The organism is Pantoea sp. CTOTU49201, assembly GCF_032054795.1.
Classification (GTDB): Bacteria; Pseudomonadota; Gammaproteobacteria; order Enterobacterales; family Enterobacteriaceae; genus Pantoea; species Pantoea symbiotica.
In genome coordinates, this window is sequence record NZ_DAMBSA010000578.1 from 371 (window position 1) to 2,160 (window position 1,790).

1 protein-coding gene is annotated in these 1,790 nt (G+C 56.5%); it reads left to right on the forward strand.

Annotation, left to right across the window (positions count from 1 at the left end):
- A partial coding sequence (kup, locus tag RTY00_RS23985) for a low affinity potassium transporter Kup (protein WP_312666638.1) occupies positions 1-1,641 on the forward strand: 1,641 nt, incomplete at its 5' end.
- Between the last annotated feature and the right edge of the window lie 149 nt (positions 1,642-1,790).

Consider the following 1,790-nt stretch of genomic DNA (forward strand, 5'->3'; position numbering starts at 1 on the left):
AACGCCGGCGAAGGCGGGATTTTAACGCTGATGTCGCTGGCCGGACGCCATACCGGCGCCAGAGCTACGGCAATTCTGGTGATTATGGGACTGATTGGCGGTAGCTTCTTCTACGGCGAAGTGGTGATTACGCCGGCGGTTTCGGTGCTATCGGCGATTGAAGGTTTGGAAATTGCCGCGCCAAGTCTTGATGCCTACATCGTGCCGTTGGCGATTGCAGTGCTGACTTTGCTGTTTGTCATCCAAAAACACGGCACCGGTATCGTCGGCAAGCTGTTCGCGCCGGTGATGCTGCTGTGGTTTTTGGTGCTGGCGGTACTGGGCGCGCGCAGCATTATCGACAATCCTGACGTCCTGCATGCGATGAACCCGTATTGGGCGGTGCACTTCTTAATCCAATATAAAACCGTATCCTTCTTCGCGCTGGGCGCGGTGGTGCTGGCGATTACCGGCGTAGAAGCGCTGTATGCCGATATGGGCCACTTCGGTAAATTCCCGATTCGCCTCGCCTGGTTCATCGTGGTGCTGCCTTCACTGGTGCTCAACTACTTTGGTCAGGGCGCGCTGCTGCTCAAACATCCCGAAGCGATCAAAAACCCGTTCTTCCTGCTCGCGCCGGATTGGATGCTGATCCCGATGTTGATTCTTGCGACCTTAGCCACGGTGATTGCGTCGCAGGCGGTGATTTCCGGCGTGTTCTCATTAACGCGTCAGGCGGTGCGTCTCGGCTATTTGCCGCCGATGCGCATTGTGCACACCTCAGAAGAGGAGTCCGGGCAGATCTACATTCCAGTGATCAACTGGCTGCTCTATTTCTCGGTGGTGATTGTGATTGTCGGCTTCGAGCACTCCAGCAATCTGGCGGCGGCGTACGGCATTGCGGTAACCGGCACCATGGTGCTGACCGCCATTCTCTGTTCAACCGTGGCGATCCAAAACTGGCACTGGAACCGCTATCTGGTGGTGTTGATTCTGATTGCCATGTTGATCATCGACGTTTCGCTGTTCTCCGCCAACCTAATCAAGGTGTTCTCCGGCGGTTGGCTGCCGCTGACGCTGGCGCTGATGATGTTCATCATCATGACTACGTGGAAAAGCGAGCGTTTCCGCCTGCTGCGTCGTATGCATGAGCACGGCAATTCCCTCGAAGCGATGATTGCGTCGCTGGAGAAATCGCCGCCGGTACGCGTGCCGGGCACCGCAGTGTATATGTCGCGGGCGCTGAACGTGATTCCGTTTGCCATGCTGCATAACCTCAAGCATAACAAAGTGTTGCATGAGCGCGTGGTGCTGCTGACGCTGCGTACTGAAGATGCGCCTTACGTGCACAATGTACGTCGTGTGACCATTGAACAGTTATCGCCGACCTTCTGGCGCGTGGTAGCGAGTTACGGCTGGCGCGAAACGCCAAATGTTGAAGAGATCTTCCACCGCTGCGGTCTTGAAGGCCTGAATTGCCGCATGATGGAAACGTCCTTCTTTATGTCGCATGAATCGCTGATTATCGGCGATCGTCCGTGGTATCTGCGCCTGCGCGGCAAGCTGTTCCTTGCGCTGCAACGCAATGCGCTGCGCGCGCCGGATCAGTTTGAAATCCCACCGAACCGTGTGATCGAGTTGGGAACCCAGGTCGAGATTTAACGTTGTTTGAAGTCGCCATGGATGGCGTAATGCTGCTCAGTTAAGTGCAGAGCGACTTTCGTTCGCTATGTGCTGAGGCAGTTACAATAACCTGGTGCGGCGACCGAGCAGAGAGCGCCTGGCCGCGCCCTCTGCACTCCCGGGCCTTG